The 23,614-nt window shown below is 60.4% G+C and carries 21 protein-coding genes and 1 pseudogene; 12 read left to right on the forward strand and 10 right to left on the reverse strand.

Annotated elements, in window-relative coordinates; genetic code table 11:
* The 4 genes and pseudogenes from HMPREF2604_RS07110 to HMPREF2604_RS07125 all read right to left on the reverse strand — a co-directional run.
* Nucleotides 1-684: pseudogene (locus tag HMPREF2604_RS07110) on the reverse strand (HNH endonuclease); the annotation flags it as partial.
* Nucleotides 685-871: 187 nt separating this feature from the next.
* Nucleotides 872-2,062 (reverse strand): MFS transporter, encoded by a 1,191-nt coding sequence (locus HMPREF2604_RS07115; protein ID WP_070564351.1) that lies wholly within the window; start codon nt 2,060-2,062, stop codon nt 872-874.
* 101 nt (nt 2,063-2,163) lie between these two features.
* Nucleotides 2,164-3,447, reverse strand: coding sequence for a D-arabinono-1,4-lactone oxidase (locus tag HMPREF2604_RS07120; RefSeq protein ID WP_070564354.1), 1,284 nt, complete (start codon nt 3,445-3,447; stop codon nt 2,164-2,166).
* Complete coding sequence (locus tag HMPREF2604_RS07125; RefSeq protein WP_070564357.1) at nt 3,444-4,616, reverse strand: alanine racemase; 1,173 nt, start codon at nt 4,614-4,616, stop codon at nt 3,444-3,446. Before HMPREF2604_RS07125 ends, HMPREF2604_RS07120 begins: the two co-directional genes overlap by 4 nt.
* Nucleotides 4,617-4,706: 90 nt before the next feature.
* On the opposite strand from HMPREF2604_RS07125, the gene HMPREF2604_RS07130 reads away from it, so the two are divergent.
* Together HMPREF2604_RS07130 and HMPREF2604_RS07135 are read left to right on the forward strand one after the other, a co-directional pair.
* Nucleotides 4,707-6,254: a succinic semialdehyde dehydrogenase gene (locus tag HMPREF2604_RS07130; protein ID WP_070564361.1), complete on the forward strand. Its 1,548-nt coding sequence runs from the start codon at nt 4,707-4,709 to the stop codon at nt 6,252-6,254.
* Nucleotides 6,255-6,264: 10 nt separating this feature from the next.
* Nucleotides 6,265-7,227, forward strand: coding sequence for a winged helix DNA-binding domain-containing protein (locus HMPREF2604_RS07135; protein ID WP_070564364.1), 963 nt, complete (start codon nt 6,265-6,267; stop codon nt 7,225-7,227).
* On the opposite strand, the gene HMPREF2604_RS07140 is transcribed toward HMPREF2604_RS07135, so the two are convergent.
* From HMPREF2604_RS07140 to ychF, 4 genes are all read right to left on the reverse strand, one after another.
* Entirely contained in the window at nt 7,213-8,124 is a 912-nt protein-coding gene (locus HMPREF2604_RS07140; protein ID WP_070564366.1) for a cation diffusion facilitator family transporter, read from the reverse strand. The two genes, HMPREF2604_RS07135 and HMPREF2604_RS07140, sit on opposite strands and share 15 nt — an antisense overlap.
* 228 nt (nt 8,125-8,352) lie before the next feature.
* Entirely contained in the window at nt 8,353-8,886 is a 534-nt protein-coding gene (locus HMPREF2604_RS07145) for a type 1 glutamine amidotransferase domain-containing protein (RefSeq protein WP_070564369.1), read from the reverse strand.
* A 164-nt stretch (nt 8,887-9,050) separates the two neighbouring features.
* A complete protein-coding gene (locus tag HMPREF2604_RS07150) occupies nt 9,051-10,265 on the reverse strand; it encodes an amidohydrolase (RefSeq protein WP_070564372.1) in 1,215 nt (404 codons plus the stop codon).
* Between the two features lie 31 nt (nt 10,266-10,296).
* Nucleotides 10,297-11,382 (reverse strand): redox-regulated ATPase YchF, encoded by a 1,086-nt coding sequence (ychF, locus tag HMPREF2604_RS07155; protein ID WP_070523989.1) that lies wholly within the window; start codon nt 11,380-11,382, stop codon nt 10,297-10,299.
* Nucleotides 11,383-11,429: 47 nt separating this feature from the next.
* Between ychF and HMPREF2604_RS07160 the strand changes: the two genes are divergently transcribed.
* Genes HMPREF2604_RS07160 through HMPREF2604_RS07170 form a run of 3 tightly spaced genes read left to right on the forward strand, consistent with a single transcriptional unit; the run spans nt 11,430 to nt 14,803 of the window.
* On the forward strand, nt 11,430-12,917 hold the full coding sequence (locus HMPREF2604_RS07160) for an AI-2E family transporter (RefSeq protein WP_070523987.1): 1,488 nt from the start codon (nt 11,430-11,432) through the stop codon (nt 12,915-12,917).
* A 36-nt stretch (nt 12,918-12,953) separates the two neighbouring features.
* On the forward strand, nt 12,954-14,024 hold the full coding sequence (locus tag HMPREF2604_RS07165) for a DNA recombination protein RmuC (protein WP_070564377.1): 1,071 nt from the start codon (nt 12,954-12,956) through the stop codon (nt 14,022-14,024).
* 35 nt (nt 14,025-14,059) lie between these two features.
* Complete coding sequence (locus HMPREF2604_RS07170) at nt 14,060-14,803, forward strand: DUF6542 domain-containing protein (RefSeq protein ID WP_232748431.1); 744 nt, start codon at nt 14,060-14,062, stop codon at nt 14,801-14,803.
* On the opposite strand, the gene HMPREF2604_RS07175 is transcribed toward HMPREF2604_RS07170, so the two are convergent.
* The gene (locus tag HMPREF2604_RS07175; protein ID WP_180952102.1) at nt 14,800-15,759 is read right to left on the reverse strand and encodes a 4-hydroxy-3-methylbut-2-enyl diphosphate reductase; all 960 of its coding nucleotides are present in this window, start codon (nt 15,757-15,759) and stop codon (nt 14,800-14,802) included. The genes HMPREF2604_RS07170 and HMPREF2604_RS07175 overlap by 4 nt on opposite strands.
* A gap of 142 nt (nt 15,760-15,901) precedes the next feature.
* On the opposite strand from HMPREF2604_RS07175, the gene xseA reads away from it, so the two are divergent.
* The 3 genes from xseA to HMPREF2604_RS07190 are packed head-to-tail and all read left to right on the forward strand — an operon-like array spanning nt 15,902 to nt 17,824.
* The gene (gene xseA / locus HMPREF2604_RS07180) at nt 15,902-17,143 is read left to right on the forward strand and encodes an exodeoxyribonuclease VII large subunit (RefSeq protein WP_070564374.1); all 1,242 of its coding nucleotides are present in this window, start codon (nt 15,902-15,904) and stop codon (nt 17,141-17,143) included.
* Between the two features lie 39 nt (nt 17,144-17,182).
* Entirely contained in the window at nt 17,183-17,470 is a 288-nt protein-coding gene (locus HMPREF2604_RS07185) for an exodeoxyribonuclease VII small subunit (protein ID WP_070523979.1), read from the forward strand.
* Nucleotides 17,471-17,824 (forward strand): hypothetical protein, encoded by a 354-nt coding sequence (locus HMPREF2604_RS07190; protein WP_070523977.1) that lies wholly within the window; start codon nt 17,471-17,473, stop codon nt 17,822-17,824.
* 4 nt (nt 17,825-17,828) lie between these two features.
* On the opposite strand, the gene HMPREF2604_RS07195 is transcribed toward HMPREF2604_RS07190, so the two are convergent.
* Nucleotides 17,829-18,419 (reverse strand): DUF4245 domain-containing protein, encoded by a 591-nt coding sequence (locus HMPREF2604_RS07195; protein WP_070562565.1) that lies wholly within the window; start codon nt 18,417-18,419, stop codon nt 17,829-17,831.
* Nucleotides 18,420-18,620: 201 nt separating this feature from the next.
* On the opposite strand from HMPREF2604_RS07195, the gene glpX reads away from it, so the two are divergent.
* The 4 genes from glpX to HMPREF2604_RS07215 all read left to right on the forward strand — a co-directional run bounded on the left by glpX (nt 18,621) and on the right by HMPREF2604_RS07215 (nt 23,499).
* Nucleotides 18,621-19,640: a class II fructose-bisphosphatase gene (gene glpX / locus HMPREF2604_RS07200; protein ID WP_070523973.1), complete on the forward strand. Its 1,020-nt coding sequence runs from the start codon at nt 18,621-18,623 to the stop codon at nt 19,638-19,640.
* 98 nt (nt 19,641-19,738) lie between these two features.
* A complete protein-coding gene (locus HMPREF2604_RS07205) occupies nt 19,739-21,139 on the forward strand; it encodes a class II fumarate hydratase (RefSeq protein WP_070523971.1) in 1,401 nt (466 codons plus the stop codon).
* Between the two features lie 180 nt (nt 21,140-21,319).
* Nucleotides 21,320-21,931 (forward strand): TetR/AcrR family transcriptional regulator, encoded by a 612-nt coding sequence (locus tag HMPREF2604_RS07210; RefSeq protein ID WP_154762179.1) that lies wholly within the window; start codon nt 21,320-21,322, stop codon nt 21,929-21,931.
* Entirely contained in the window at nt 21,925-23,499 is a 1,575-nt protein-coding gene (locus HMPREF2604_RS07215) for an MDR family MFS transporter (protein ID WP_070523967.1), read from the forward strand. Before HMPREF2604_RS07210 ends, HMPREF2604_RS07215 begins: the two co-directional genes overlap by 7 nt.
* Nucleotides 23,500-23,614: the final 115 nt, after the last annotated feature.

A 23,614-nucleotide genomic window follows, 5' to 3' on the forward strand; every position in this document is an offset into this window, starting at 1 on the left:
GTAGGTGTGTAAGACTACGGTGGCTGGTGGCTCAATCTCACCGGAAAGCAGCTTTTTGACAGCATCCGGAATCGTCAGATCATGCTTGGCAGCGGTGTGGTGGATGAAGGCATCGAGTTTAATGCCGGTGTCTTCCCCAACCTGGAGTTCCAGCCAGGCAGAGGTTCCGTTGGAAGAAAAGCGGTAGGTGTCTTTGGGGCGGGTGTCGCGAAAAGCGATGGAATCATCCAGGGTTTTACAGATGTCGCGGACTTTACGCCTGATTTGGCTGCGGGTAGGAAAAGCCTGATTGGGTTTCGAAGGGGTGAAAAAGTCAGCCAGGATGGTGTCGATAAAATCCAGGGTTTCCGTAGTCAAGGCGGTTAGTGCCGACATGGGCTGGTCAATAGCGATGAGGGACTCGATGTCGAGCAGGCAGTGGGTGTCTTGTATGGCTTTGACTTTCGGCAGGCTATCAAGCCGGTGGATGGCACGCAGACCTGCTTTGATGTGACCTTCCGGAAGTGACCAGGCCGCCACTAAAGATAGGGCGGTGGTGTTGATATCGGCTTGTAGGCTGGGCATGGCAGCCTGCCAAGTGTCATAGATGGCACGGCGGGCTTTAGCGCGAGCAACCGCGTGTGGGTTATTAGGGTTGGTCGTTGAGAAGAAAAAGGTAGGCGGGCGTGTAGCGGTGGTGGTCATGGGTATCTCCCCCGAGATAAACCTGCATTAGAAGAAATGTTCTAAACATAATCCTAGCGGCCACCGCCACACATCGCTATAGCCAGTGGTAAATTCCCGTCAAATCATTACTATAAACGGGGGTAGACACCATGGGTTAGCCAGGACATTCGACGCCAACCAACGAAAAATCCCACCAACGTGGAATCTATTCGTAGCGCACGTCACCACGTGCAACGTCCTTGCGCCCATGAACAATGAAGTAGACCACCGAGGCCACCAGCATCAAGGCAGCCAACATCCAGTACATGACGGAATAGCCCGCCGCGGAGATGATCTGCCCCAGCAGAATCGGTCCAAAGCCAATACCTAGGTCCAGCAGCAAAAAGAAGGTCGAGATTCCCGCCCCCATCTCATGCATGGGAACCAAGCGCACGGCGATAGCCTGGCCCGCCGGCAAAATTGAGCCGTAACCAAAGCCCACCAAGGCACCCGCAACAATGATCTGCCAATCAGCTGCAGCCAAAGCAAGGACTACCAGGCCAGCAATAAAGAAGACGAGCGAGGAATAGATGATGATGTTGTCACCGCGACGATCTTGCAGCTTGCCCAGCACAAAGCGCAGAATGAGGCTCACCACCGCATAGGCCAGGAAGAAGTAGCTAGCGCCCTTCTCCAGGCCCGCATGGGAGGAGTAGCCGTTAAGAAACGTAATAATGCCCGTGTACGCAACGCCAACCAAAAGGATAAAGACGCCAAAAGGCGCCACCGCTGGGTGCACGATATTTCCCAAGGAAAAGGAGACGCTTCGACGCTCCTGCGCCGGTGCCTTGACGACGAGTCCCAACCCCAAGGCCACTACCGTAAGCGTCAGCGCCACCATAAACACGGTGTTATAGCCAGCTTGGTGGACAATCGCCAAACCAGCCGCTGGACCAAAGGCAGTGGCTAGGGTCGTCCCCAAGGCGAAGTAGCCGGTCCCCTCGGCACGACGGTGGTCCGGAATCACCGATTGCGCCACTGCCATCACAGCAGTCGAGGCCACCGCATAACCGAAGCCGTGCAAAATACGGACGGCAAAAAGCATCGGCAACGAGTGCGCTGGCATGTACAGCGCCATGGCTACAGCCACCACAATAAGCGAGGCCACCAACGAGCGTTTTCGCCCAGCCGCGTCAACGATGTAACCGGAGAAGAGACGAGCAATTGTCGCCCCCACCACAAAGGCACTGGACGCAAACCCGCCCGCCGTATCCGAAGCCTGGAACTGCTCCACGGCATAGAGCGCCATGATGGTCACAAGCAGATAGAAGACCGTAAACTGGGCGAAATTTACCAACCACGCAAACACGAATGTCGGCGTAATGAGGGACTGGGATTCAGAGGACGTTTGAGACACCTTCTTCGATAGCGTTATGGAATTAAGACTTCCACACGCTACCAAAGATCAGAGATACTTTCGAATCCAATTCACGGGTTACACGGCGCTTGACGACGCCCCTACCCGAACAGTTTCCGCAGGTAGGATGAACCAAACTTCCACTCCGAATCCATCTCTTCACGCAGCTCACAGAACTCATCAAATCTTGTATAAAGTTGAGCAAAGTCGTTCCGGGACAGGGAGTTCATCTTCCCCCAGTGCGGGCGTCCACCGGCCGCGCGGAAAATGGGTTCCAGCTTCGGCATGTAGTCCTGCGGATTCAACGCACGCGGAATGTGGAATGCAATGTACATCGACTCACGACCCGATGCCGTCGAGAGAGCAACGTCATCCGCGGCCGTCGTGCGCAGCTCCATCGGAAATCCGATGCGCCAATCCTGCTCGTCGATGAAGCGACGGATTTCGCGGACGGTGGCGGGGCCGTCGGCAAGCGGCACCGCGTACTCCATCTCGTGGAAGCGCACCCGGCGCGGGCTGACAAACACGTCATGGGCGGCGGAACGGTAGCGATTATGAGAAATGACCGAGGTGGCGAACTTATTAAGGGTCGGAATCGTTCCCGGAATCAGGCGCCCCAACGCCAAGGCGGCGGCAAAGGCGCCGTTGCCAATGAGCTCGTCGTCGATAAGTGCTTTGAGACGTGAGCGGCGCTCCCCGTTCGGTTCGAGGCGCGTGTTGGCCTTGACCATCGCGCGGTCGGTGTGCGGGAACCAGTAGGACTCGAAGTGATCGACGCCTCGGGAGAGCTCCTCCCAGTTGTCCATCAGCTCATCGAAGGCAATGCCAGATTCCTCAGCCAGCAGGTCGAAGGCATCCACGCACTGCATTTCGACCTCGACGACCACGCCGAGTGCGCCCACGCTGACCACCACGAGACGAAGGAGTTCTGGGTCCTCGTCGATGGAATAGGTGCGGACGTTGCCGTCGGCGTCGATGAGCGTCAGGCCCGTGACCGTCCCCGCAAAGCCGGTGTAGTTGATGCCGGTGCCGTGGGTCGAGGTGGAGATCGCGCCCGCCAGCGATTGCGGGTCCACATCGCCTTGATTCGCCAGGGCAAGCCCGAATGGGCGCAGCAGTTTGGGCACGTCTCGCAGGCGAGTACCCGCCAGGAAGCGGACGCGCTTGCGCTGCTTATCGACGCTCACCAGCCCACTCACATGGTCGAGGTTGAGCATCGTCTCCTCCCCCGCCGCGATGGGGGTGAAGGAGTGGCCGGCGCCCACCGCACGCACGCTGCGGGAGCGGCTAATAATTCCGGGGATCTCGTCTATACGGGATGGCTGTACAAACTCCTGCGGTTTCGTGGTGACCGATCCTGCCCAATTGCTAAATGTGGTTGTCATCGGAGTGTCCATCCTTGTCCTCTATAGGTGTCCCATACATCAACGCCGTCGTGCCCGACGGCGAGGAGGCGGTCGACGTTTTCTGTCATCTCCCCCGCCTTGGCGTGGCGGAACCACACCAGGTCCTCAACGCTCAGGTCAGCCCCGCGCAGCGGAGTCTGCACCTCACCGGCGCCCTCCGTGCTGGAGTAGCTAAGGCCCGCCGGCCACACCGGTACGGGGACGCGATCCTTCGCGGGAGGGCCGGAGGCGATCCAGCCGCCGGAGTTGACCGTGGCCCAGCCCGGCGCGGGCACACGGGATACTTGGCAGACGAAGAACGCGGCCGCCTTGTGGTTAATGCCAGTGAAATCATCGAAGATCGCTGGCGTATAAAAACCGGAGCCAGCGGCCAGCTCGGTCAAGGTTCCCTCGGCCGCGGATTCCTGGAGGCTGCCCGTGCCACCGCCGTTGACGAATTCGATGTCCGCCACGTCCCGCGCGGCCGCTACGCAGGCTCGGCGCCGCGGGGCGAGGTCTGTCATGGATTTGGTGCGCAGCCAGCGCTTGACCGCTCCTACCGGACCTGGCAGGCCATCCGCTACGGACGCCACCTGCCCCTCATAGGCCATGAGCCCCACCAACCGGTGACCGCGCCGAAGAATTTCACGCGCCAGCGCTGAGACCTGTTCCGGAGTGCGCACGGGCGAGCGCCGCGGGCCGATGACCGCACCCGGCAAATGGAGGGTGCAGTCAATATCGATGGCCACGCGTACAGAACCCTCGAGCAGGCTCAACAGCTCCACGCTATCCACCATGACGGTGATGGATTCGCGCGCCGTGTCATCTGCGGCGAGCTCACGCAGGGCTTGACGGTTAACGCTCGGGTAGGCCACTACGATGTCGCGGAAACCCTCCCCGACCAGATGCAGCGCCTCCGGTACGGAATACGCGAGGATGCCTCGGTAGCCCTCATGCTCGAGGGCACGGCGTAGTGCCGCCACGCTGCGTATTGACTTCGAGGCCACGCGGATGGGCAGTCCCCCGGCGCGGGTGGGCATCTGTGCAGCGTTGTAGTCGAATGCATCGAGGTCGATAACGCCGACGGGCGCTGAGCTTTCACCGGACCTGACGAGCGGCTCAACGGCCGAACGCACCTGGGCCTGTGGAGTGGTCGCGAGGATTGGCATAGCGTCATCCTAACCACAACTAGTTTAGTTTGTGAGACAAATCTCGAAAAACTCATAGCGGCATCCCATATTTTTGGGACAATAGACCGCATGAAAACCTTCACTCAGACACGCCTGCCCCAGCGAGTGCACAATTTCTTGGATACGGACCCCGCCCGCGATGTTCGCGGCACGGGTGAGCAGCACCAAGCTCACGCGCCGTTTAGCGGTGACAAGCTCTTTAGCTTCCCCGTCGCCACCGCCGGGGACGTCGAGAAGGCAGTCACCTATGCGCGCGCCGGCGTCAGCCAAGGTGACCGCGCCGCCATCCTGCTGCGCCTACACGACCTCGTCCACGAGAACGAGGAGCTCATCCTCGACCTCATCCAGGCCGAGAATGGCAAATCCCGCTCCCATGCTTATGACGAGCTGATGGATCTGTATAACTGTGCTCGGTTCTATGCCGTCAACATCCGCAAAGCTTTCGGAAACGACCGCCACCCCGGCGCGCTTCCCGTGCTGACCAAGACACGCACGCAGTACTACCCACTCGGCGTGGTGGGGCTCATCTCCCCGTGGAATTACCCACTGTCCTTGGGCGTGGGCGACGTCCTGGCAGCACTCTCCGCCGGCAATGCCGTGGTACACAAGCCGGACTCCCAGACCACGTTGACGGCAATTCTGCTGCGACGCCTAGCCATTGAGGCGGGCCTTCCGGAGGCCGCCTGGCAGCTGGTTCCCGGCCTGGGTGCCGAGGTGGGTGACGCCCTGGTTCCTCTGGTGGATGGGCTCTCCTTTACCGGTTCCACCCAGGCTGGCAAGTCGATTGCCACCCAGGCCGCGGGGCGCCTCATCCCCACCATGCTGGAGTTGGGCGGCAAGAACCCGATGCTCGTGCTTGACGACGCCCCCCTTAAACCCACCGCCCAAGGTGCCGTACGCACCGCCTTCTCCTCCTCCGGGCAGCTGTGCATGTCCGCCGAGCGCGCCTATGTCCACGAGAGCGTCTTTGAGGAGTTCCTCGCAGAACTCAAGAACGCCCTGGACCAGCAAGTGCTCGGGGCAGCATTCTCCGATGCTGCCACCATCGGCTCGCTGACCTCGCAGCGCCAGCTCGATGCAGTAGTTTCCCACGTCGAGGACGCCCTGTCCAAGGGCGCCACCGTGGTATATGGCGGAAAGGCTCGGCCGGATCTTGGGCCCTTCTTCTATGAGCCCACCGTGCTCACCGGCGTGACCCCAAAGATGGATCTCTATGCCACCGAGACTTTCGGCCCAGTGTTGGCGGTATACCCGGTGAGCTCCGATGCCGAGGCCATCCAGCGCGCCAATGACACCACCTACGGTCTTTCTGCCTCAGTATGGTCCGGAAATTCCCGCCGCGCGTGGAAGGTTGCCTCCCAGCTAGAGGCCGGCATGGTCAACATCAACGAAGGCTTCGCCGCCGCCTACGGTTCTATCGCCGCGCCAGGTGGAGGCGTCAAGGAATCTGGCCTGAACCACCGCCACGGTATTACCGGCATGCGCCTGTGGGCCAACGAGCGCACCGTGGCCGAGCAGCGCCTGCACCCGCTTGCGCCGTCGGAGTACGTCTCACCGGAACGCTTCCGCCAGCTGGTCTCCACCGGCATGCAGCTGATGAAGACCTTCCGGCTCTAAAGTTAGGGCTATGAAGGAACTCAACCGCGACGAGCTTCTCGCTCGTCGGCTCATTGCTCAAGGCCTTGCACCATCGGCGGCGCGGCCGACTCTGGCGTCGGCCCTCGATGTTGCCGAGCATCTGCTCGCCCTCCAGGGCCAGACCTACGATGCCGGTATCAGAGCACTTGCTCTTCGCGCCGGCTGCGATGAGCAAAAGGTACTCGAAGACGTAGCACGCTTTCGCGTGGTGCGCTGTTGGCCGCAGCGCGGCACGCTGCACTTCATGCCGGCTGCCGACGTCCGCTGGATGTCCCGCCTTCTCTATCCACGAGTGGCTTCCAGCCAGAAATCTCGGCGTCCGAGTTTGGGGCTGAGCGAAGACATGGTGGCAGCCGCCTCGGAAGCGCTTCACAGCGCAGCGACCGAACCCCTGAGCCGCACGGAAGTCTACGAGATCTTCGCTGAAGCTGGTGTTGATCCCACTGAAGGCAGGGGCTCCCACCTACTCCGTGCCTTTGGTGGCGCCGGCGACCTCGTGCAGGGCCCGAAAGCTGGCAGCCAAGAGACTTTCCTCCACGTCGACGCGCTGCCTACCAAACAGCGCGAGCCGGAGGAACCGCTTGCTGAGCTGGCCCAGCGCTATGTCGAAGGCCACGGCCCCGTATCCGTAGCCGACCTCCAAACATGGTCCAAGCTCAGCAAATCCCAGGCTGCCAAGGCTCTTGCGAGCACGGAGGCCACGACCGTTAGCCATGATGGGCAGACACTGTGGATGGCGGGCTGGCAGGAGGATGTCACCGCGAGCGAAATCGACGGTGCCTTAAAAATCCGGCTCGAACTCCCCGCCTTCGACGAATACCTGCTGGGCTATGCCAACAAGGATTGGATCGTGCCCGATGAGATCCGAGCAAACGTCCTCACTCGAAATGGCCTCAGTTGGCCGTGGGTCATGGAAGGCGGGCGCGGCGTAGCCAGCCTACGGCATCCGTAGGATGCGGCGATGAACCGTTCCTTCGGGCTCGACATGGATAAACACTTCCGCACCGGGAAAAAGCTCATCGATGGCGTCTTCGATGCGGTCGGCGATTGTGTGCGAGTGCAGCACCGTCCACTCGCCGGGAACATCCATGGTGAGGTAAACAAGGCGCTGGCGCCCTGCCGCGACCGTGCGGCGTGAGGTGAAGGAAACATCGTGACGGCCCTCCAGCTCATTGAGAAGCGCGTCCAGCTGGGCGTGCTCTTCCTTCGGTAGAGACTCCGACAACAGGGAGCTCAAGGATTCCTTGAGCAGCTTATACCCAGTCCACAAGATGTTAATGCCCACTGCCAGCGCGATGACGGGATCCAACCACAGCCAGCCAGTCAGTGCGACTGCACCAATGCCGAGGAGGACGCCGACGGACGTCCAGACGTCGGTAAGCAAGTGCTTTCCGTCCGCCTGCAAGGTAGCTGAACGGTGTTGCTTGCCTGCACGCACGAGCAGGAGGCCCACGCCCAAGTTCAGCAAGGAGGCGATGAGTGACAGTAAGAGGCCGAGCCCAGGTTGCTCCAGCGGCTGCGGAGCCAGAAATCGGCGGATGGCCGTGTAGATGATCATCGCGGCGGCCACGAAAATCATCGCGCCCTCTACCAACGCGGAAACATACTCGGCCTTGCCGTGGCCGAACTGGTGGTTTGTGTCTGCCGGCTTCGCCGCAATTTTGATAGCCACAAAACCCACGACGGCGGCCACGAGGTTCACACCGGATTCGAGGGCGTCGGAAAGAAAGCCCACCGATCCCGTCGCCGCAGCAGCGACGACTTTGAGCGCGATCGTGGCCACTGCGGTGGCGATGGAGAGCTTCATGAAGCGTTCGAGCAGCAGTTGCTCTGAGCTAAGAGAAGACAAGTCAAAACTCCTTCGGTTCTGGTGCGGACCGAAGGTCTCGTTCACGCCGCAGGCTGTGCAAACGCTGGCTGGCCGGGCGGAAAAGCCAGTATGTCGACCAGGCATCTCGGAAAGTATCCGAGGGAACTACTCCCCTTCAGGAATAACTAACAGTATAGAAGCCTTACAGCGGAAGCAAGACGCAAAAAGCCGCGGGTTGCGCACCCGCGGCTTTGCTAAACATAAGGTTTAGTGCTGGCCCTCTGCGAATTCCTCAACCAACTTAGCGTTAAAGGCTGGGAGATCGTCCGGGGTACGGGAGGAAACCAGACCCTGGTCGCAGTGAACCTCTTCGTCTACCCAGGTAGCGCCGGCGTTACGCAGGTCGGTCTGCAGGCTAGGGAAAGAAGTAAGGGTACGGCCCTTGAGCACATCGGCATCGGTCAGGATCCAAGCACCGTGGCAAATAACGCCCAGCGGAAGATCCTGGGTGACGTGATTGAGCACGATTTCTACAGCGGACTTGTCCAGACGGAGCATATCCGCATTACCGGTACCACCTGGCAAAATGATGCCGTCGAATGCCTCGCCGGTAGACTCGGCGGTTGTGGCATCAACATCAATTTCGGTGCCGTTTTTGCCGGTGATCTTGCCTGCCTCAGGAGCAAGCACGCGTACGGTAGCACCGGCCTTCTTGACTGCCTCCAGCGGAGAGGTCAGCTCGGAGTCCTCGAAACCATCGGTAGCGATGATTGCAATAGTCTTATTATCGAGTTCGGCCATTATGTGACCTCCTTTTATCGAGTGGAGAAGCCAGCCTAACGCGATGTTGACGAGTTCGCCACCCCCGGAGAGAACTCGCCCACCACGTCGCTACACCCGAACGCTTTCGAGTTGGGTGCGCGGGCAGCATGTCGACCGCCCCATCACCGCCAAGCGGTTCCCAGCTACTCCTTAAGGTCATCCTTACTCTGATTCCCCAGATAGGCGTAAGCAGCGGCGATGAGAGCCTGCGTTGCTGTCGTAAGCGTGGGCTTCAACTCCGGAGCAAAGCGCGGGTTGTGGTTCGGGACGGAAACGCCGTCCGTGCGGCCACCGAAGCCCCAAAAGCAATAGGGAGCGCCGAAGGCATCGGGGAGTCTCGAGAAATCTTCCGATGCGGTCCACGGTTCCATGTCGAGGACGTTGTCGCTTCCGAGGACGTCGACAAGCTGCGCGCGCACCTTGTTAGTGACTTCCTCATCGTTGACAGTGAGCGGGTAATTATCGCTTTCGGTGATCTCCGGCTCACGTGGGGACATCGCTGCCTGGCACTCGGCGTTGACAATCCGGTGGATGGCCACAACGATTTGCTCTCGAATCTCCTCGCTATAGGCGCGGACATTGATGCGCAGGGTGGCCGAATCCGGGATGATATTGGCCTTCGACCCCGCTTGCAGCGCGCCGACGGTCAGTACGGCGAACTGGTGAGGATCGACTTCGCGGGACACGACGGTCTGCAGCCGCAACACGATGGAGCTGGCCAAGACGACTGGATCGACGCTGAGGTGCGGCATCGAGCCATGGGAACCGTGGCCATAGACGGTGACCGTGAGTGAGGTCGCTGTCGACAAGACCGGGCCGGGCGCAATCAGTACGGTGCCGGCCGGGGCGTTTTTATCAATAAAGATGTGCTGGCCAAAGGCCACGTCAGGCGTGGGGACTTTGCCGGTAAGTCCCGCGTCCACCATGGATTGTGCACCCTCCGCGGTTTCCTCGCCCGGTTGAAAGAGCGCGATGAAAGTACCGGACCACGCGTCAGTAGCCTTCGCCATCGCTTCCGTGGCACCAAGCAAGGCGGTCACGTGGGTGTCATGGCCGCAGGCGTGCATAACCTCGCCCGTGGCCGAGTAGTCCAAGCCAGTGTCTTCAGTGACGGGCAGGCCGTCGAAGTCGGCGCGTTCTAAAACGGTCGAACCCTCACCGTTGCGGAGGATGCCGACGACTCCCCCGCCGAGTTCAAGCACTTCAACCCCTGGAAACTCCCGGAGCTTGCCCGCGATGACGCCGCGGGTGCGCTCCTCTTCCATGCTGAGCTCAGGATGCTGGTGAAGGTCCTTGTACAGGGCTTCTTGCCACTGCGTGGCATGTGCTGCTCGGTCTAGGATGTGGGCGATACTCATGCCCACAGCCTACGCGCTATGAGCGCACGAGCTAGCCGCCGATCTTGAAATCGCAGACGTCGCCATCCTGCATGATGTATTCCTTACCCTCCTGGCGCACCTTGCCAGCGTTGCGGGCTTCCGCCATGGAGCCAGCAGCGTCTAGGTCGTCGAAGGAAACGATTTCTGCCTTGATGAACTTCTTCTCAAAGTCGGTGTGGATAACGCCAGCAGCCTGCGGTGCCGCAGAGCCCTGCCTGATGGTCCACGCGCGGGCTTCCTTCGGGCCAGCGGTCAGGTAGGTCTGCAGGCCGAGGGTGGCGAAGCCGGCCTTGGCCAACGTCGCCAAGCCTGGCTCTTCCTGGCCGACAGACTCCAGCAATTCCAGAGCCTCTGCCTCGTCGAGCTCAAGGAGCTCGGTTTCAGTCTGGGCATCGAGGAAGACGCACTCCGCCGGGGCGACAAGCTGGCGCAGCTCCTCCTTCTTGGCCTCATCGGTGAGGACGGCCTCGTCCGAGTTGAAGACATAAAGGAAAGGCTTCGCGGTCATGAGGTGCAGCTCGCGCAGCAAAGACAAATCAATCTCATTGTTCTTGGACGCCGCGAAGAGGGTACGGTCATCCTCCAAGATGGCCTGGGCCTTCTTGGTCTCCTCCACGGTTTCTGCCAGATCCTTGTTCTTGCGCGCTTCCTTTTCCAAGCGCGGCAAAGCCTTCTCGATGGTCTGGAGGTCCGCAAGGATGAGCTCGGTGTTGATGACCGAAATATCGTGCGCCGGGTTAACCTCGCCGTCGACGTGGATAACGTTCTCATCAGCGAAGGCACGCACCACCTGGCAGATGGCATCGGCTTCACGGATGTTGGCAAGGAAGGCGTTGCCCATTCCCTCACCCTTGGAAGCGCCCTCGACAATGCCGGCGATGTCCACGAAGGACACGGTGGCCGGAAGGATGCGCTCGGAGCTGAAGATTTCCGCGAGGCGGTTCAGGCGGGAATCGGGAAGCTCCACTAGTCCGACATTGGGCTCGATGGTGGCAAACGGATAGTTCGCTGCCAAGATATCGGAACGGGTCAGGGCATTAAACAAAGTGGACTTGCCCACATTGGGCAGGCCGACGATTCCAAGTGTAAGACTCACGGGGCCAATCCTAACGCACCCCGGATCTTTTAAGGCAAGATGGTGGGGTGAGTTCTGATCAGCCATCCCCCAATGCATCCTCGCCTGAGCTCGCCGCCGCTGAGGCAGCGCTTGGCGGACGCTTCGATGATTCTGTCGACGCCGCTTCGCTGAACGCAGTCTCACCGCACCCGCCAGGCAACCAAGTGGATCGCTCCGTGGTGGTCGGCGAGGTCATCAAGTCCGCATCGCTGTGGGCACTGCGCCTGACCATTATTGGGCTATTCCTCTATGCCTCATTCCGCATGTTGGGCAACTTCTGGCGTGGCATTTTGCCGGTTCTCATTGCTCTCATCATCTGCACTGTGCTTGCCCCTGTTGCGAGCGCCATGCGGCGCAAGGGGTTGCCGTCGGCCCTGGCTGCGGCGGTAACCATCCTCGTGTCCTTTACCGCGGTGGGCTCGCTTTTCATGTTCATTGCTCCGGACTTTGCGCGGCAATCCCAAACGCTGTATTTGCAAACTGCGGAAGGCATTCAGCGCCTGCAGCTATGGGCACAAGGGCCGCCGCTCAACCTCGATCCGGATGAGATCGGCCAATACATCGATGAGATCGCCCTGTGGCTGCAGCGCCAGGCCGGCTCTATTGCGGGTTCCGTGTTCACGGGAATTGGCACGGCGACCTCCATCGTGGTCACGCTCTTCATCATCGTGGTGCTGACCTTCTTCTTCCTTAAAGATGGCCACAACTTCCTCCCCTGGTTGCGACAGGCCACGGGCCGCCGGACCGGCTGGCACCTCACTGAGCTGCTCACCCGTGTGTGGACCACGCTGGGCGGTTTCGTGCGGGCGCAGGCGGTGGTCTCGCTTGTCGACGCCATCTTCATCGGCCTCGGCCTCGCCCTCATCGGGGTGCCTTTGGCCATGGCGCTGGCCATCATCACCTTCATCGCCGGCTTTATCCCCTTTGTGGGCGCGATCGTGGCTGGTGCGCTATCCGTGACCATCGCGCTGGTCTCCTTGGGCTTTACCAAAGCACTGCTCGTTCTTGGCTTGGTCCTTTTAGTTCAGCAGCTTGAGGGCAACGTACTCTCCCCGTGGCTGCAATCGAAGGCCATGAACCTGCACCCGGTCATCGTGTTGATTTCTGTGACTGTAGGTTCCGCGCTCTTCGGCCTCGTCGGCGGCTTCCTCGCCGTTCCGGCGGCGGCGACCATCGCGGTGGTCTACCGCTACTTCCAAGACATGATGATGCTCCAGTCCGGCGAAAGGACCGCCGAAGACTTGGAATTCTCAACGGTCGCCGGCTTCCTCATCGGGCGCTACACACAGCAGCAGGGTGACCGGAAGCGCGAACAATGGCTGTCCATCCCGGACCACGCCGCACCCGAGGGCGCAGCAGAGGACGTAGCCCACGACGGCACCAGCCCGCTGGACCAAAAGATCGATGTCGACGTTGACGCAGACTTCAGCGAACGAGATAGCGGTGCCCGAGCGGGAATCAAGCGAGCGATTGGCGCTCTCGAACAGATTTTGCAATCAAAAGACAAGAGCTAAGCCTCCGTGTCCGGGGAGCGTGCCATGATGACAGGCATGACGTCTTCCCTTCCCGTAGTGCTCTTGTTCCTCGGCCTCATCATCGGGGCTGCTCTGGGCTGGCTGGCCCGCGCCTATTCCGCGCAGTCCGCCCAGCCTTCAGAAGAGCACCGCGCGCTACAAGAGTCTCAACGCCGCCAAGCAGAACTCGCCCCTCTAGAGAAAGCCATGGACCGTTTGGGCCTCCAGCTCCAAGAAATCGAGGAGGATAGGGCGACATCGCTCGCAGCGCTCAGCAGCCAAGTACAAGCGGTGACCCGCACGTCGACACGCCTGTCTGATCGCACGGACAAGCTGGTCGGCGCACTGCGTTCCCCGAATGTTCGGGGACGCTGGGGCGAGGTGCAGCTCGAGCGCGTCGTCGAGCTCGGCGGTATGCGCAAGCACGTGGATTTTGATTCTCAGGTGAACGCCCGCATCAATGGCTCGCTCGTCCGCCCCGATCTGGTCATTCACTTGGCCGGCGGGCGCAGCATTATCGTGGACGCCAAGGTACCGCTCAGCGCCTACCTCGATGCGATGGAGACTGAAGACCCGGAGGAGCGGGCTGGATTCCTACGCCGCCATGCGCACCTCATGCGTTCCCACGTGCAAGCACTGGCGTCGAAGGACTATATCGAGGCCTTCTCCCCCACGCCACAATTTGTGATCCTCTTTGTCCCCGCTGACACCTTCGTGGACGCGGCCTTGTCTATCGACGCTGAATTGCTCGAGTTCGCCTTCGAGCGCAACATCGTCATCGCTACCCCGAGCACCCTTTTCGCACTCTTACGTACCGTTGCGGTGAGCTGGCAGCACGAAGAGATCGAGGATAAAGCCCGCGAGGTCCAGCGCCTGGGCCGCGAGCTGTACACCCGGCTCAACACTCTTAATGAGCACTACGACAAGGTGGGCCGCGGGCTGGAGCGCGCGGTGGAGGCCTATAACGCAAGCCTGGCTAGTTTGGATTCGCGCGTTTCGGTCACTGCACGGCGGCTCAAAGAATTGGACGTCCCCGCCCGCGTCGACCGCCTGCCCGTGGAGCCGCGCCGTGTCGGTTCTTGGCCGCGGCGCGCCCAGAATGAATAACGGTTTGGCCAACATTCCCGGTAAGCTCTCTGGGCGTGTCAGTTGCCAAAAATCGTCGCCGCCCTCCCCGCCGCGGGATGCCGCTTACCCGAGCGCTTCTCCTCGCGCTCGTCGTAACGCTCGTGGCTTTGACGGTCTCAGGAGTGCTTGGCAGCGTGGGGCTGCCGTTCGCCCTGATTTTTGGACTGGGATCGCTCGCCGTCACCTGGCTGGTGGAAACCCGCGGGCTCTACATGCTGGTAATTTCATTGCCCCTGCTCTACGCGCTGGGAACCGTGGGCGGTGGCTTCATCAGTTCCACGTCAGCCTTGCCAGAAGGCGCGTCGCCGTTTTCTAAGACCGCGCTTCTCACCACGGCCTTCCCGCTGCTGCAGCACTTCCCCGTACTTATTGTCACAGTAATTGCCTGCGCGCTACTCGCAGTCCTGCGACTGTGGCGCAGCGACAATCGCGCGAAGAGCCGTGAGGCCAAAGCCCAGGAAAAGCGCCGCACCGACGCAGCTTCCGACCTTCGAAACCGCTCCGAGCGTCTTTCCGTAGCCGAGCTCCTTGCTCGTGAAGCCACAGGCTCCGGCCGAGTCCGGGAGCGCGACCGCGAAGAACGCCGCCGTATTCAGGCCGAGGAGCGCGAACAGCGCAAACAAGCCTCCCCCGACGCAGATGAGCGGGAGGAATTCCGCCGTGCCGCCGCTGAATCGGCAGAGAATGCGCGGCGCGCACGGGAGCGCTCCCAGCGGTCCTCCCAGCCGCTGGAAGAGAATCTCTACGACGAGGATTAACGCGCGGTGCGTGCCGGACGCAGATCGCGCGGCAAGGAGAACGTGATGGTCTCCGTGGAAGTCGTCACCTGCTCAACGTCGTGGTAGCCACGCTCGTCCAGGAATTCCAGTACCTCACGGACCAGCAGTTCAGGCACGGATGCGCCACACGTCACGCCGACGGTGTTCACGCCCTCCAGCCAAGCTTCTTCGATCTCCGAAGCGAAGTCTACGAGGTGCGAGGCCTTAGAGCCTGCTTCTAGGGCGACCTCGACGAGACGCTTTGAGTTGGAGGAATTCTGGGACCCGACGACGATCATGAGATCACACTTCGGGGCAATGGCCTTCACCGATTCCTGACGGTTCTGAGTGGCGTAGCAGATATCATCTGATGGCGGATTCTCCAGGTGTGGAAAGCGCTCACGCAACTTATTGACGATCTGAATGGTTTCATCAACCGACAACGTGGTTTGCGACAACCAGATGAGTTTCTCATCGTGGAGGAAATCCGGCAGCTTGTCGACGCCGTCCAAGCCATCTACCAAGTGGGTAACCTCTGGGGCCTCACCGGCGGTGCCTTCGACCTCTTCGTGGCCCTCGTGGCCGACGAGCAAGATGTGATAGCCATCGCGCTCAAAGCGCTGTGCTTCCTTGTGCACCTTGGTCACCAGCGGGCACGTTGCGTCCAGCGTTAGCTGCTTGCGTTCCTCCGCTTCCTTGCGCACCGTCGGCGCAATGCCGTGTGCAGAAAATACAAGGTGAGCGCCTTCAGGGGCTTCGGAAGCCTCCTCCACAAAGATGACACCACGCTTAGCCAGGGATTCAACAACGAAGCGGTTGTGCACGATTTGCTTGCGCACGTAGATAGGGGCGCCGTATTTCTCCAACGCCTTTTCCACTGTCTCAACAGCACGGTCCACGCCGGCGCAATAGCCGCGGGGAGCCGCCAGGAGCACCTTCTTTGCAGTTTCAGTCATGGCTCCCAGAGTATCGAAAGTCGCGCGCATACTGTAGTTACAGCTTGCCAGGCTTGGCCGGTAGCACCAGATGTCCGGCACGCCTCTTACACTGGACGGAACATACCCGAGAGACTAGACCACTCAAGAGAAAGGACTGCGCGTGAACCAACCGGCCAATTCTGCGGAAACGCCGTGGCCCGTCGGCAAGGTCAATGACCAAGTCAAAGGCTGGATCGAGCGCCTCGGTTTCCTCTGGGTGGAGGGGCAGATCACCCAGCTGAACATGAAGCCAACATGGAAGCTCTCCTACATCACGTTGCGTGATGTCGAACAGGAAAAATCTGTTCAGTTGACATGTAACACCTCGCTCATCCGCAATGCCCCCTCACCGCTCAAGGATGGCGACCGCGTCGTGGTCTACGGCAAGCCCGCCTTCTACGCCGGACGCGGAAGTTTTTCCCTGTGGGTCACGGAGATCCGCCACGTCGGTATTGGTGACCTTCTTGCTCGGGTAGAGATGCTGCGCCAGCGGCTGCGTCAGGAGGGCCTGTGCGACGCTTCCCGTAAGCTGCCGCTTCCCTATCTACCGAAGAAGATTGGCCTCATCACCGGCCGCGGGTCCCATGCCGAGCGCGATGTGCTCTCCGTAGCGCAGGATCGTTGGCCAGCGGTTCAGTTCGAAGTCATTAACACTGCTGTCCAGGGAGCCACTGCCGTTACCCAGGTGATTGACGCGCTCCGGACTCTCGACGCGAACCCGGAAGTCGATGTCATCATCATCGCCCGCGGCGGTGGTTCGGTGGAAGATCTGCTTCCCTTCTCCGAGGAGGCGCTCCAGCGCGCTGTGGCAGACGCCCGCACTCCGGTTGTCTCCGCCATCGGACACGAACCGGACCACCCGGTGCTCGATGATGTCGCCGATCTGCGCGCCGCCACGCCCACCGATGCGGCCAAGCGCGTCGTTCCTTCCGCCGCCGAAGAGTATGCGCTGATCTCTGAAGCCCGCTCGCGCATGGCGGCAGCGCTGCGCGGCTGGGTGGACAGGGAACGCCGCGGCCTCGAGAGCATCCGCTCCCGCCCGGTCCTCGCCGATCCCATGGTGCCGATCAACGCGCGCCGCGAGGAACTTGAGCGCAACCTCGCGCTGATTCGCCGGGTAGTTACGCACCGGTTGGATCGCGAAAGTAACCAGGTAGCCTCGTTGCGTGCTCGCGTCTCAGCCTTGGGCCCCTCGGCCACACTTGAACGGGGCTACGCCATCGTTCAGGTGCTGCCTCGCGACGTTAGCGGACCAGAGGTTGTCACCAGCTATGCGCAGTCTCCCCCGGGATCGCAGCTGCGCATCCGCGTTGGCGATGGTTCGATTACCGCCGCCGCAATGGCCTCCCAGGCCGCAGATTAAAACGATTTATTAGAGCACAAGAGAAAAGGAATTGACCCCATGACTGACACAATTGGTGCCGGCCAACCCGGCCAGGACGCGTTCCCACCGGTAGAAGAACTGAGCTATGAACAAGCCCGCGATGAACTCATTGAGACCGTAAAGATCCTCGAGCTGGGCCAGATGGGCTTGGACGAGTCTCTTAAATACTGGGAGCGTGGCGAGGCCCTAGCAAAAGCTTGCGAGGCGCACCTCGACGGCGCATCGAAGCGCGTAGAGGAAGCCCTCCGCAAGAATACTGAGGGCACCGATAGCGCAGCCACCAATGCAGAAGCAGGAGAGGATTAAATGAAAATTTACGGCTACCCGGGAGATCGCGTCGATTTCGTCTCCAAGTCGGGCGGAGCGGGATCCATGGTCTTTGGGGATTCACGCCAGCTCGTCGAGGAGTTTTTCGGCCCGCCGCACACCGTGAGCGGAGAGGAAATCAGCTATTTCTCCGGCTCCATCGTCCTGCGTTTTAGCGCTGATAAACTCGTCGAAATTGCACTCTTCCCCGGCAAGTCCCAACACGAAAAGGTCGATGTCTACCTGGGCAAGACGCGCCTGAGTGGGCTCGACCCGGAGTCTCTCACCAGTGCCGCCGGCGATGCCGTCGAGGTGGAGTGGGATGAAACGCTGCAGAGCGTGACGTTCCGCTAACTATTTACTCGCTGACGACGCTGCCATCCTCAGCAATTTGGAGCGGCTCAGCTTCCGCGAAGGCGGTGAGGGCCGTCTCATAATCAGCGTCGGAGGCAGAGCCCGTAAGAACGAGGCGGGCATCGCCCAAGTCAGTAATCCACAGTGGACGCACATCTTTGTCGTCACTGCTCAGGATTTCCACGTCGTGGCCCGCCACCTCACGCCGCTCGGAGTTGCCACGATAGTTGGAGTCGTAGGCCGAGGGGACATCGCCAAGCGCCAACTGCGTCTGCGCCGATTCCACGTAGCCTTCCTCGGCGGTAAGCCAGCTCACCACGGCACCGGATTCGCCGCCCATCTCCTTACGCCGTGCGGCCGTAGGCTGCCAGCCCTCCGGCATGACGGGCTCCCTGATGACGGCCCCGGTGCCGCGCGCCTCCATTTCCAGAAACGTAGCGGCATCCACGTTCTGCACGGGCCCCGGCTTTTCCGGGTTGATCGAGCACAGTCCCGTTGCTCCAACCGCCAGGAACATCATGATGAGGATGACGCCCACCGTCAGGGTGATATCACGCGCGTCCTCAAAAATCTTAGGTTTATCTTCAGATGCCACCCGCCCAGTATGTCACGCCGCCTCCCGCGCTCGCGACAGCGACCTCCCACCTGCCCTTTTGGTGGCCAACTTGACTGAGACCCTCTTCTGGGGGAGGCATTCGGGCTTGGATACGAGGGAAAAGTGGAAGAATGGAATATGTATTCCGGGTTGTCCCCCACCCCGGGCCGAGCCACCTGAAAAGAAAGGGACTAATCACACATGTCTGATAACACGTCTTATATCCCCGATCGCAACCTAGCCATGGAGCTGGTGCGTGTCACTGAGGCAGCAGCACTCGCCTCGGGTCGCTGGGTTGGCCGTGGACAGAAGAATGAAGGTGACGGCGCCGCGGTGGATGCTATGCGCAAGCTCATCAACTCCGTAGAGATGAACGGCATCGTCGTCATCGGTGAGGGCGAAAAGGATGAAGCCCCCATGCTGTTCAACGGAGAAAAAGTCGGCACCGGCCAGGGTGCAGAGATGGACATCGCCGTCGACCCGGTTGACGGCACCCGTCTTATGGCAGAAGGCCGCCCGAACGCTATTTCCGTCATCGCTGCTGCTGAGCGCGGCACCATGTATGACCCATCCGCAGTGTTCTATATGAAGAAGATTGCTGTCGGCCCAGAGGCTGTTGGCTCAATCGATCTCAATGAGTCCGTGGAGTGGAACATCAAATCCGTGGCCAAGGCCAAGGGCATCAAGCCAGCTGACCTGACCGTCGTCGTACTCGACCGCCCGCGCCACGATGACCTTATCCGCCAGATCCGTGAGGCAGGCGCCAAGGTTCGCCTCATCATGGATGGTGACGTCGCCGGCGCCATCGCCACCTGCCAGGACACCAACTCCATCGATATGATGATGGGTATCGGTGGCACCCCAGAGGGCATCATCACCGCATGTGCCATGAAGTGTATGGGTGGTGAAATCCAAGGCAAGCTGTGGCCTAAAGATGAAGCAGAGGCAGAGAAGGCACGCAAGGCCGGACACGACCTTGATCGCGTCCTCACCACCAACGATCTGGTCTCTTCTGAAAACTGCTACTTCGCCGCAACCGGCGTTACCAATGGCGACATGCTCCGCGGCGTGTCCTACCGCCCCAACGGCGCCACGACCCGTTCTCTGGTCATGCGCTCCAAGTCCGGCACGATCCGCTACGTCGATTCCATCCATAAGCTGGCTAAGCTGCAAGAATACTCCGTGGTGGACTACACCAACCCCCACGATAAGGAAAGCTAATCCACTTTCCTGCGAAGAGTGCTACGGTGGCCATCAATGCCGTGCCACGGCACACATAAAGAACTCTACAATTCTCATCTCACAGAAAAGGTGACTTCATGACTGAATACCGCATCGAACACGACACTATGGGCGAAGTCAAGGTTCCGGTCGACGCCCTGTGGCGTGCCCAAACCCAGCGCGCTGTGGAAAACTTCCCCATTTCTGGCCGTGGCCTTGAAGCTGCCCAGATCCGCGCACTCGGTCTTCTCAAGGCCGCCTGCGCTCAGGTGAATAAGGGTTCCGGCAAGCTGGATGCGGAGAAGGCCGACGCTATCATTGCGGCAGCCACCGAGATTGCAGAAGGCAAGCACAACGATGCCTTCCCGATCGATGTCTTCCAGACCGGCTCCGGTACCTCTTCCAACATGAACACGAACGAGGTCATCGCTTCCATCGCCCACAACAATGGCGTGGAGATTCACCCGAATGACCACGTGAACATGGGCCAGTCCTCCAACGACACCTTCCCCACCGCAACCCATGTTGCGGCGACCGAGGCTGCCGTCAACGACCTCATCCCGGGCCTCAAGGTCCTCCACGAATCCCTCGTGGCTAAGGCCAAGGAATTCGCCGACATGGTCAAGTCCGGACGCACCCACCTGATGGACGCCACCCCGATCACCTTGGGCCAGGAGTTTGGCGGCTACGCTCGCCAGATCGAGCTCGGCATTGAGCGCATTGAGGCAACCCTGCCGCGCTTGGGTGAGCTGGCCATCGGCGGCACCGCAACCGGTACCGGCCTGAACACTTCCGCTGACTTCGGCGGCAAGGTTACCGAGGAGCTCAAGAAGCTCACCGGCGTCAAGGAGCTGTCTGAGGCTAAGAACCACTTTGAGGCCCAGGCCGCTCGCGACGCCTTGGTGGAGTTCTCCGGCGCTATGCGCACCGTGGCTGTCTCCCTCAACAAGATTGCCAACGACATCCGTCTCATGGGCTCCGGCCCGTTGACCGGTTTGTCCGAGATCCACTTGAAGGACCTGCAACCGGGCTCCTCCATCATGCCGGGCAAGGTCAACCCGGTTCTGTGTGAGGCCGCCACCATGGTCGCTGGCCAGGTTATCGGTAACGACGCAGCCGTTGCCTTCGGCGGCTCCAACGGCCACTTCGAGCTCAATGTCTACATCCCGATGATGGCTCGCAACGTTCTCGAGTCGGCCCGCCTGCTGGCCAACGTCTCCCGCGTTTTCGCTGAGAAGTGCGTTGACGGCATCGAGGCCAACGAGGAGCGCATGAAGAAGTTTGCGGAGTCCTCCACCTCCATCGTGACCCCGCTGAACTCCAAGATTGGCTACGAGAACGCAGCCAAGGCAGCTAAGCACGCACTGCACGAGAAGATCACTGTCCGCGAGGCAGTCATCGACTTGGGCTTCGTCGACGGAGAGAACCTCACTGAGGAGGAGCTCGATGAGCGCCTCAACGTTCTCACCATGACCAACCGCGACCGCGACAACTTCTAAGCTCGCTTTCGCGAACGCCGCCGCTCTCCTTCGGGAGGGCGGCCTTCGTCGTTTTCAACGCCCACGCTCAGCGTCATAGTAACCACCGTCATATTTTTAGATCTCCCTTTCAAAAATCACTCGAATTGCACTTGGTGCAAATTTGCACTGAGTGTACTGTTGCACTCTGTGCAAGAAGAAATGTCATTACGCGAGCAGAAGCGCCTCAAGACGCGCCTGCGAATCGAAGACGCCGCCACCCGTCTCGTGGATGAGCGTGGATTCGCCGACGTTACCGTCGAGGAAATCTGCGACGCAGCGGGGATTTCTCGGCGCACCTTTTTTAATTATTTTGATTCCAAAGACACTGCTGTGCTCGGTGCGCCGAGTCACGACTTCACAGAGGAACAGAAGAAGGCTTTCCTTAGCGCCCCTACGGATAGCGTTTTCAGGCTGGCGGTCGACCTAGTTAAAGGACACCTCGTTGGCCAGCATGTCAACGAGGTCATCGCTGAACGTCGCCGTCGGATCTCTGGGGACAGCGATGCCGCGGCGGCGGCACTCAGCCGTAAGCGGGCCAAGTCGAACGAGATCCTGGGGCTCATCACCGAGCGCCTTGACCAGGATCCCTCCTTGCGGCAGATGCCCGAGGTCACGGCTGAGACTGAGGCGATACTCATTGCCTTTGCTATCAGGGAAGCATTCTGGATAGCCACTGCGTCGCCAGATTTCAGCTGCGACATCCCCTTTGAGGAACGCTTCGAATCTGCGCTCACACTCATTAACAAATTTTCGAAAGGACTGACATGGTAGATACCGCGGCTAAGCCGGCCTCTCAGGCCGGCAGCGGCAAGCCGGATAACAACCTTGCCCTCGTATTCTCCGCCCTCGTGCTCACCATGCTGATGAGCTCTTTGGGCCAGATGATTTTTGCCACCGCTCTACCCACCATCGTCGGCGAGCTCGGCGGCGTGGACCACATGAGCTGGGTCATCTCCGCCTTCTTGGTCATGATGACAATCGCCATGCCTATCTCCGGCAAGCTCGGTGACATGATGGGCCGCAAGTGGCTCTACATTGGCGGCATCGGCGTCTTCGTCATCGGTTCCACGCTCGGCGGCTTCGCCGACTCGATGAACCTGCTCATCATTGGCCGCGCCGTGCAGGGTTTCGGCGCTGGTTTCATGATGATTTCCTCCCAATCCATCATCGCGGAGGTCACCACCTCCCGTGAGCGCGGCAAGTTCATGGGCATCATGGGCGGCGTCTTTGGACTCTCCTCCGTCCTCGGCCCAGTCCTCGGTGGCTGGTTCACTGACGGCCCGGGCTGGCGCTGGGGCATGTGGATGAACATCCCGCTGGGTCTGCTCGCTATCATCGTATGCACCCTGGTCCTCCACCTACGCGTCGGCGATACCGACCTGCGCAAGTTTGACCTCCTCGGCGCCATCTTCATCTCCATCACCACCGCCTCCCTGATCCTTATGACGACCTGGGGCGGAACCCAATACGAGTGGTCCGACCCGATCATCATCGGCCTGGGCATCACCGTCATCATCGGCGCCATCATCACCGTCTTCGTCGAATCCAAGGCCAAGGAGCCGCTCATCCCGGTGCAGCTGTTCAAGAACCGCAACATGGTTCTCACCACCGCAGCCGGCATGGTGCTGGGCCTGGCGATGTTCGGCGTGCTGGGCTACATGCCAACCTACCTGCAGATGGTTCACACTCTGACCCCGACCAAGGCGGGTCTCATGATGATCCCGATGATGGTCGGCATGATCGGAACCTCCACAGCCGTCGGTTTCATCATCGCCCGCACCGGTCACTACAAGCGCTACCCCATCATCGGCCTAGCAATCACTGCTGGCGCACTGTTCTGGATGTCCAAGCTGACTGCAGACACCTCTCTGACCCAGCTCGGTGCAGAATTCCTCGTCTTCGGCATCGGCCTTGGCTTCGTCATGCAGGTTCTGGTCCTCATTGTCCAGAACTCCTTCCCCATCGCCCTCGTCGGAACCGCGACTGCCGCAAATAACTTCTTCCGCCAGATCGGTTCCGCCATCGGCGCGTCCCTCGTCGGCTCCCTCTTCATCCACAACATGAAGGATGAAATGGCCGCCAACATGCCCGCTGCCATCAAGTCCATGGGTGAGGCAGGCAAGCCCTTCGCGGAGAAGTTTGCCAGCGCCAATGGTGGTTCCTCCAGCCTTACCCCGGCACTGGTTGCTCAGCTGCCGGACCCCATCAAGGACGTTATCCTCAACGCTTACAACGACGGCCTAACCCCCGTCATCTTGCTGATGGTTCCTATGGCCATCATCGCGCTCCTCCTCATCCTCCCCGTCCGCGAGGAGCACCTCAAGGAGACGATTGATTAGAAGCCACTGCTTCGAGACAAGCTGGCGCTTGACGACGTGCAACGGTGGTCTGGGAGCTGAGATATCCCCTCGGCGTAGAAACCGGGTGAAGTAAGCACAAATCCTCGCTACGAGC

Origin of the sequence: Corynebacterium sp. HMSC055A01 (assembly GCF_001809405.1) — a bacterium.
Lineage (GTDB): Bacteria > Actinomycetota > Actinomycetes > Mycobacteriales > Mycobacteriaceae > Corynebacterium > Corynebacterium hesseae.